The sequence below is a fragment of the Kriegella aquimaris genome (assembly GCF_900103215.1).
GTDB lineage: Bacteria > Bacteroidota > Bacteroidia > Flavobacteriales > Flavobacteriaceae > Kriegella > Kriegella aquimaris.
The window spans coordinates 48,633-57,085 of sequence record NZ_FNGV01000021.1; the positions used below are offsets into that span (position 1 = coordinate 48,633).

The following is an 8,453-nucleotide window of genomic DNA, read 5'->3' on the forward strand; positions in this document are numbered from 1 at the left end:
TTAATTATAAGGTATTTCCGACAAAAATTGTTAGATTTGGCATAAAACCTACTAGTCTTGTGAAGAATCTTGTTTTTCTTTCACTTTTTTGGATAGCAACTAACTCTTTTCTCTTTTCACAGGAATATAAGGTTTCCGGAGTGGTCAAGGATTCGGAGGACTTGGCTTTGGCCCATGCCAACGTATTTTTACTTGCGATAGGGGATTCTACAATGATTAAAGGGACTTCTGCAGACAATCAAGGATATTTTGAAATAGCAGGTGTATCACGCGGAAACTATTTTATTAAGGCAAGCTATATTGAGAATGAGTCGGAACTGCGTTGGGTCGAAGTAAATTCAGATATTGACGTTGCCTCAATAAATGTGGGAAGTAATGCCCAATCACTAGAAGAGGTCGTGGTTACCCTACAAAAACCTCGTTTGGAACGCCAGGTAGATCGGATGGTTTTTAGAATAGAGAATACCGCTTTATCCGACGATGATATTTGGTCCGTATTAAAACGTACACCAAGCATAGTGGTCATTGATAATATATTGACCATAAAAGGAACCAATTCCGTCGGTTTATTGATAAATGACCGCATCGTAAACCTCCCTGACGAAGATATTATCAATCTTTTATCGGGCACTTCTGCCAGTAATGTCGAGTCCATAGAAATTATCACCAACCCCCCCTCGAAATATACCGCTGAAGGTGACATGCTCATCAACATAAAGATGAAGAAAAACCTGATTGCTGGTTACAACGGAGCTATTTATAATAGATATGTACAGGGAGTTTTTCCCAAACATACATTTGGAATGGACCATTATTTCAAAGGAAAAAAAACGCGAGCTTCTATAAACTATAATTTTGGTGACAGTAAAGAGCTTGCAAAATTTACCGATGTCACCAATTTTTTTGAGGCTGATGAAATTGCCTCAGTTTGGACGGCCGAACAGGAGTATACAAAACGGATAAAACGGCACAATGCAACTTCCTTTTTTGATTACGACATCGATGACAAAACCACTATTAGCTTTTCTACAATACATGAATGGTCGCCGAAAGTAGATAGAATTTATGATACGGAAACTTCTATAAATGACCCTGAAGGACCTTTGAATTCAAAGTTTAATACAATTAATAACTCCCATGAAGAACAGTTGAACACCTCATATTATCTTGATTATGTACATAAAATGAATAAGAAGGGGAGTGAAATCGCCATCAATTCGCATTATACCTATTATGATTATGAGAGAGGTCAGATGCTGGAAACCGATTTTTACGATGTGGCGGGCAACAGGACCGACGAAAACGATTTTACCACAAACTCAGAGCAAAAACTTAACTTGTTCAGCCTTCAGGCAGATTATTCACAGCCTTTAGGCTCATCTGCACAGATTGAATCAGGTATTCGATATGCATCAATAGCCTCTAAAAGCATAATTTCGCAACAAGGATTTGACCAAAGTCAAACGGGAATCGACCCTACATTGGCAGGAAGATTTACCTATGACGAATCAATTTATGCCGCGTATGCTAGCTTTAATGCAAAATGGGATAAATGGAACATTAAGTCAGGTTTGCGTGCAGAATATACCGAAACTTTGGGTCATCTCGATGTAAGGCCCGAGGTCAATAAAAGAACATACCTCGAGCTGTTTCCTTCCTTATCGGTAAAATATGCCTTGAACAAAAATCACGAATTCAGTCTTCAGTATTACCGCCGCATAAATAGGCCCCGTTATGGCAGTGTGAATCCCTTTCAAGTTTTTCAGAGCAATAATTCAGTTGTTGAAGGAAACCCGGATCTCTTGCCTGCTATACGCGATTATATTGCCATAGAGTATACTTTCGATCGAAGTTATACCGCTGAAATTTTTTATAGAAACCAGAGAGATCAGTTGAGGCAACAAGTATTTCAAGATAATGATGCCAATTTATTGCGTTTTATAAGTACTAATTTAGATAGGGATGTCACCTATGGCACTTATTTTTCTTTGAATAAGGATATTACCCGTTTTTGGTACAGCTATTTATCATTCTCCTATTATTATAAAGAAAATCGATTTACCGATATATACTCTCAACAATTGCTCGATAATGGACTTTGGACATGGTATGTGCGGGCAAACAACGGCTTTACACTATTAAACGACAAAAGCCTATTGTTAGATATAGATTTTACCTATTTTTCACGTCTGGCCGTAGGTAATTCAAGACAAGATCCCTATAGTAAATTGGGAATTGCCCTGCGCAAGACGTTGTGGAATAAAAAAGCAAGCATTTCCATTGGCGTAGACGACATCTTTAATCAGGGCAATCTCTTTAACGTCCGGCAGTTCAATAATCAATACAATACTTCCTTATCACGTCGGGAAAATCGATTATTTACCTTAGGCTTCAGGTACAAATTCGGAAATGTGGCCATTAAGAACAACAAGAAGTCAAAAAGTATCGACGAAAGAGATCGAATTTAGGATCAGAATAGGGTAATCCGAACGATTTTATTCTGAAAGATTTGTACAGTTAAACCCAAATTATGAGGTATTTGCGGTCGAATTTCAACAACTTCGAGATTAGTTGTAAATTTGCGGCATGCCAAAAATTGGAGACATATTACTGCCTGAGTTCCCGCTATTGCTTGCTCCCATGGAAGATGTTAGCGACCCCCCTTTTCGTGCATTGTGCAAAGAGCAGGGTGCAGATGTGGTTTACACCGAATTTATTTCTTCCGAAGGCCTGATACGCGATGCCGCCAAAAGCGTAATGAAACTCGATATTTATGAAAAGGAACGCCCTGTCGGAATCCAGATTTTCGGGGCCAATTTAGATTCTATGCTACAGTCGGTGGAGATTGTAGAAAAATCAAATCCTGATATTATCGATATTAATTTTGGTTGTCCGGTTAAGAAAGTCGTTTGCAAAGGAGCGGGAGCCGGTATTTTGAAAGATATTCCGCTGATGGTCAAATTGACCGAAGAAATGGTAAAACGAACCCATTTGCCGATAACAGTTAAGACACGTTTGGGCTGGGACCATGATTCGATAAAAATAGTAGAAGTAGCAGAACGTCTGCAAGATGTAGGCTGCCAAGCCATTGCCATTCATGGTCGCACGCGAGTACAAATGTATAAAGGTGATGCGAATTGGGCGCCTATTGCAGCGGTGAAAAACAACTCGCGTATGCACATTCCTGTTTTTGGAAATGGAGATATCAGTTCACCCGAAGCAGCTAAAAGAATGCGTGACGATTATGGTCTTGATGGTGCTATGATCGGCCGTGCAACCATTGGAAATCCTTGGTTTTTCGCAGAGGTAAAGCACTTTCTGAAAAACGGGGATTACCTAGCGCCCCCTACGTTGACAGCACGCGTAGAGGCAGCTCGACGCCACTTGCAGATGGCCATAGACTGGAAAGGTGAAAAACTCGGCGTGTTCGAGACTCGTCGGCACTACACCAACTATTTTAAAGGAATTCCCAACTTTAAGGAATACCGAATGAAGATGGTTACCAGCGACGATGCCGTAGATGTATTTGCCGCTTTCGATGAGGTTTCAGAAAAGTTTGCAGATTATGAATTTGCTTCTCTTTAAGAGGCAATCAATTTCTTGCCAATCCGCGTACTTGCAATTTTTGAAGCAATTATGCCCAGTACGGTTATTGTCGCCAGAACCACAATAACATTGACAATATTGTATTCTACAGGGTAGGGAAGTGAGGGGGTAATCTTTAACCATCCGAAAGAGAGTTGTGAAACAATAAGCAATGATCCCAGTAATACGCCTATGATTCCGCCCGAAGTGGTAACTATCATCCCTTGAACAAAATAGATGCGTCGAAGTTGCTTAATTGTAACGCCTAGGTTATAAAGGGTTTTTGAGTTTTGTTGTTTGTCCAATATCATCATAATAATAGCCCCGACCACATTAAAAAGAGCAATTATAAGCACCAAGGTGAAAATGAGGTAAGTGGCTAAATTCTCTGTATTTAGCATACGGTGCAGGGTACTATTTTGCTCCCTTCTATTCTTTAAAATAACGGTATTGCCAAAAATTTTGTTTATTTCTTTTTTGACCTCAGAAGGTTCGGCCCCTTGTACAAGCTTGAAATTGATTCCCGATATTTGGTCACTGTTCTTTTCCAACAGCTCTTGTGCCAATGCCAGGTCGGTAAAAACATATTTCTTATCCAGGTTTTCCTCGATGGCATAAATTCCACTAAGAACTAATGGCTTTGTCTTAAGTGATTTTAGAGATATTGAACCTTTGCCCGGTTTTGGAACCATTACGACCAATGGATTTCTGTATTGATTAACTGCTAGACCCAATAATCTGGTAATTTCAATACCGGCCACGCCAAAGCCGTTGCCTATATCCCATTTGCCAAAATATACGATGCTATCGACACCGGTTGTTTTGTTGTACTGGTCATCTACACCCTTAATTTCCGCAATGCAATATTTTTCATTATAGACAAGGGAAACCTTCTCTTCTATTTCTTTGGAAAAAGATGCAATACCCCCAATTTTATCTAAATCATTTTCCTGAGCTGCCGAAATGGAAAAAAACTTTCCTGTGGTAGGGGTAGCTTTTAAATCGGGATCGAAAATGTCAGTAAATGAGAGGCTAAAGGTTTTTAATCCTGCAAACCCTGATAAGACAATAAATAGGGCTGCCGAACCAATAATGATTACAAGGAAAGTAATGAAATTAATAATATTTACCGCATTTTGGCTGCTTTTAGAGCGCACGTAGCGCTGGGCGATATATAGCGGAAAATTCAATCCTATATTTTTTTTCTCTTATCAAGCAAGTCCCTATTCTCAATGGGGTTTTCTCCCTCTTTTAATGATTTGTCGATACCTTCTATGTAATCTAACGAATCATCTAAAAAAAATAACAATTCAGGCACTCTTCGTAATTGATTTCTGGTACGTTGTGACAAATCATGCTTGATCAATGGCTGATTTGATTTGATACCCTCCATTAATTCGGCAGCGCTTTTATTGGGAAAAATGCTGAGGTATACTTTGGCTATGGATAAATCCGTAGTTACCGATACCTTGGTGACTGAAATTAGTATGCCTTTTAATCCTCCATCAATTGCCGCCTTTTGAAGAATATCGACAATATCTTTCTGAATGACCCCGGCTATTTTTTTCTGTCGTTGCGTTTCCATTGGGCAAAAATACGAAGGAATACTGTATCTTAGAGAAGTAATAGTAAGTTTCTAAAGTCTATTTATGGAGAAAATAGAACATATTGGTATTGCTGTAAAGAATTTGAAGACCTCGAACGCATTATTTGAAAAACTTTTAGGAACCCCAAGCTATAAAACCGAGGCGGTAGAATCGGAAGGTGTACGGACTTCCTTTTTCAAAATCGGTTCGAACAAAATAGAATTATTGGAGGCGATGGGTAAAGAAAGTGCCATCGGCAAGTTTGTTGAAAAAAGGGGTGAGGGCATTCACCATATCGCCTTTGAAGTAAGGGATATATGGGCCGAAATCAAGCGTCTTAAAAAAGAGGGATTCACGGTACTGAACGATGCTCCCAAGAAAGGTGCCGACAATAAGTGGGTAGTGTTTTTACACCCGAAAACAGTAAATGGCGTATTGGTAGAGTTGTGTCAAGATGTCGCTGTAAACCCCTATAAAGGCGATGAAAATGGTATTTAGAACAAAAGGTGCGTTAATAATTTTGTGTAATTGGGCTTAATGGTTAAATTTGCCCTCATTTTTGGTCCTATAGCTCAGTTGGTTAGAGCACCTGACTCATAATCAGGTGGTCCCTGGTTCGAGCCCAGGTGGGACCACGTCAATAAAGACGGGGCTTCCGAGAAATCGGAAGCTTTTCTTTTTTGGAGCGGGTACAACATAGGTACAACATTTTCATATTTTTTCTTCACGGATTTTATTTTAGGGATTAGACCCCCTTTTGCGATTCTGCCGTTTGAAATTTTCCCATAAAAGATGAAAAATAAACGAAACTATTAAAAAGACCAAATGAGAGACTGAATGATATCTGCTGAAAATTTCTTTTTTTGCTTCTTAAAACAATAATTCCTTCTTGGTTAAACCATTACCTTTTTTTGATTTCTTCTTTTGCCTATCTCATTTACGTCAACTAAAAAATAATTAAATTTCTTTTTCAAATTCGATGAATAACAAATCTAATTTACTTTTGTCATACTGACTGGCAAGGATATTTGTGGCCAGATCTTTATCTTTTTTGTGCAAATAGTCCTTAATAATAAGTAATGTTGGGAGGTCTACTTTGTTATTGGTTCTATAATCGTTAATTATTTTTTGCTTCAAATCCTTAATTAATAATTGGTATTTTAACCTTGATTCTGCAAAATCATTTTTTATTGCAGACTCAAATTTCAACCTGTCTCTTTTTGATCTTAAAAGGAATTTGTAATAAAAACTAATTAAAACAATTAGTCCTATAAGCATTACTACAAAGCTGAGATAGGTAAGTAAACCTTTTTGTCTTTTTTTATTATAAACTTCGTTAGTTTCACTTAATAAACTATAAACTTCTTCTTGTGTAAAGCCAGAGAAGGTCGAGTCAATTGCCATTTTGGACATTCTACTTGACAACAAATGCTCATAAAATTCAACAGAATCATTCTTCGTTAAATAAGGACTTTCGTAATAAAATATGAAATAGGATACCGACATGGCTAATAAAGACCAAAAAGTAAAAATCCTAATAGAAAATTTATGTTTTGTTGGCACCTGAGCTATTTTTTGATTATCCTTTTTTTGATTGAATTATAAAATCCTTCAACTCCCCCTATGATGTCTCCTCTTGTATTATATACATAGTTTGCGAATAAGCCTATTATTATTGGAATCACTATAATGGAGAACAAAAATTTTAAGGAAAATATACTTGAATCTGTATTTTCAGCAATAGAAATCAAATCATCGTTTATAAGTTTAAACTCTGCGCGAACGAGTTTGTTATTAAACTTTAATTCATTTGACAGATTAATTATCATCGTATCTTGTCTAAGCAAATGATGTTCTATATAGTCAAAGGAATTTATAATCGAGATTGAGTCATTTTTGTTTTTATATCCAGTTTTGAGGTATTTACGCAAATGTGCAGTGGAGAATGCCATACCCTGAAAAATGGAATCGGGATGTTCAGATATACCTTCTGTTAGTTTGCCAGACCATAATAATGGCCAGTATTTGCCATTGCCAGTCAAATCCGATGTAATTTTCCATAGGGTTGATTTGTTAGAAATATAAATTGTATCCTGATTAATAGGGTAAAAACTTAAAAAAACTATCAGGTACTGTGTAATAACTAACTTCATAAATATTTAATAATTCGATCTTCCTCGCTTTCACAATAGATATTAAGAAGTATCCATCAGAGAAATATTGTTCATTAATGACAAATGGAGAACGTTATAATGAAAATCGTTTTAACGATTTTGAAATTAAATAAAAATAAGGTACAAAATATTTAATACTTGATTAAGAATTACTAAGGTTTTTATCTGGTAAGGTTTGTGCCGACACACGTCACAGTTCCTATAAATGTTCGAGTCTTGATTTGTGAACTATACCGTTAAACTAGCTTTTTTTTAGACTAAATCATACTGACCAAAAAATCAATAGTTCATTTATTTTCAATAAAGTACTTAGACCTCCTTCTATGATATAAAACTTAACATTTATCAACGTTAAAATTCTCTTCTGTTTCCCCCTTTGTTTCTTTTGGCTTTATTTAAAAGTAAGAACAAATGATTCCTATGGATTTATCCTAAAGAGGGGGCAAGCAACTTGCCAAGGCAAGGATAAAGACCGACCGGTATATAAAGGAATGGGTGGGTGGCAGCCGAACGAACCTAATCCTTTTTATCCTTGGGCTGATTTTTTAATTCAATTGTTGCCCGACTTCCCATTTCACAATTCAACATTTGCACAATCCTAGATGATTTTAGTGTATTGCTGAAAATTCTTCAAAAAACATTCTTTTTTTTAGTTAAAGACTTCCTTGGATTTCTTTTGACGGTAGGCGCTCCTCTAATTTGGGCAAAACCCTAAAAAGAAATACCATGAAAGAAAAGGAAAACGTAGTAGGGCTGCTCTCCGAGATTAAGGGACTGCTCGGCCACAACAAAAAAGTAATGAACGTTGAAGACCTTGTCGCTTACACCGGGCTGTCCAAGAGCAAGATCTACAAACTGACGCATTTAAAACTCATCCCGATGGGGAACAATCCCCATATCCGCCAGAAATTCTTTGACAAGGATACCATCGATGCCTGGCTGTTGGGGGAACCCGACCTCTCGGACGAAACCCTGGAACAGCGGTTCAACGAGCTGTTGATGAAAAATAGAAAGCACTAAACTGGAGGCTCCCTTCATTCAAAAAATAGAATCATGAAAGACACTCCCTATATCCGTGTGGGCACCGCCTACTATAAAATGGTGAAGG

The 8,453-nt window shown here is 37.4% G+C and carries 8 protein-coding genes and 1 tRNA gene; 5 read left to right on the plus strand and 4 right to left on the minus strand.

Annotated features, from left to right (window positions below):
- Window positions 1-59: 59 nt before the first annotated feature.
- Complete coding sequence (locus BLS33_RS23470) at window positions 60-2,468, plus strand: outer membrane beta-barrel family protein (RefSeq protein ID WP_089895582.1); 2,409 nt, start codon at window positions 60-62, stop codon at window positions 2,466-2,468.
- A 118-nt stretch (window positions 2,469-2,586) separates the two neighbouring features.
- Window positions 2,587-3,585: a tRNA dihydrouridine synthase DusB gene (gene dusB, locus BLS33_RS23475; protein ID WP_089895584.1), complete on the plus strand. Its 999-nt coding sequence runs from the start codon at window positions 2,587-2,589 to the stop codon at window positions 3,583-3,585.
- On the opposite strand, the gene BLS33_RS23480 is transcribed toward dusB, so the two are convergent.
- Both BLS33_RS23480 and rbfA read right to left on the minus strand, forming a co-directional pair.
- Window positions 3,582-4,775: an ABC transporter permease gene (locus BLS33_RS23480; RefSeq protein WP_089895586.1), complete on the minus strand. Its 1,194-nt coding sequence runs from the start codon at window positions 4,773-4,775 to the stop codon at window positions 3,582-3,584. The two genes, dusB and BLS33_RS23480, sit on opposite strands and share 4 nt — an antisense overlap.
- A gap of 2 nt (window positions 4,776-4,777) precedes the next feature.
- The gene (rbfA, locus tag BLS33_RS23485) at window positions 4,778-5,170 is read right to left on the minus strand and encodes a 30S ribosome-binding factor RbfA (protein ID WP_089895588.1); all 393 of its coding nucleotides are present in this window, start codon (window positions 5,168-5,170) and stop codon (window positions 4,778-4,780) included.
- Between the two features lie 64 nt (window positions 5,171-5,234).
- Here rbfA and mce point away from each other — a divergent pair, with 64 nt between their 5' ends.
- Together mce and BLS33_RS23495 are read left to right on the plus strand one after the other, a co-directional pair.
- Window positions 5,235-5,669 carry a methylmalonyl-CoA epimerase gene (gene mce, locus BLS33_RS23490; protein ID WP_089895590.1) on the plus strand — a complete coding sequence of 145 codons (435 nt, stop codon included), beginning with the start codon at window positions 5,235-5,237 and terminating at the stop codon, window positions 5,667-5,669.
- Window positions 5,670-5,732: 63 nt separating this feature from the next.
- A tRNA-Ile gene (locus tag BLS33_RS23495) sits at window positions 5,733-5,806 on the plus strand.
- A 322-nt stretch (window positions 5,807-6,128) separates the two neighbouring features.
- On the opposite strand, the gene BLS33_RS23500 is transcribed toward BLS33_RS23495, so the two are convergent.
- Complete coding sequence (locus BLS33_RS23500) at window positions 6,129-6,734, minus strand: hypothetical protein (protein WP_143017679.1); 606 nt, start codon at window positions 6,732-6,734, stop codon at window positions 6,129-6,131.
- Window positions 6,735-6,739: 5 nt separating this feature from the next.
- Window positions 6,740-7,324 carry a hypothetical protein gene (locus BLS33_RS23505; protein ID WP_089895595.1) on the minus strand — a complete coding sequence of 195 codons (585 nt, stop codon included), beginning with the start codon at window positions 7,322-7,324 and terminating at the stop codon, window positions 6,740-6,742.
- A 747-nt stretch (window positions 7,325-8,071) separates the two neighbouring features.
- Between BLS33_RS23505 and BLS33_RS23510 the strand changes: the two genes are divergently transcribed.
- On the plus strand, window positions 8,072-8,365 hold the full coding sequence (locus tag BLS33_RS23510) for a helix-turn-helix transcriptional regulator (protein WP_176801492.1): 294 nt from the start codon (window positions 8,072-8,074) through the stop codon (window positions 8,363-8,365).
- The last annotated feature ends 88 nt before the right edge of the window (window positions 8,366-8,453 follow it).

Excerpts from the sequence above, each read along its gene's own strand:
- dusB (WP_089895584.1), top strand. The coding sequence starts at position 2,587 with ATGCCAAAAATTGGAGACATATTACTGCCTGAGTTCCCGCTATTGCTT.
- rbfA (WP_089895588.1), bottom strand. The coding sequence starts at position 5,170 with ATGGAAACGCAACGACAGAAAAAAATAGCCGGGGTCATTCAGAAAGAT.
- mce (WP_089895590.1), top strand. The coding sequence starts at position 5,235 with ATGGAGAAAATAGAACATATTGGTATTGCTGTAAAGAATTTGAAGACC.
- BLS33_RS23505 (WP_089895595.1), bottom strand. The coding sequence starts at position 7,324 with ATGAAGTTAGTTATTACACAGTACCTGATAGTTTTTTTAAGTTTTTAC.
- BLS33_RS23510 (WP_176801492.1), top strand. The coding sequence starts at position 8,072 with ATGAAAGAAAAGGAAAACGTAGTAGGGCTGCTCTCCGAGATTAAGGGA.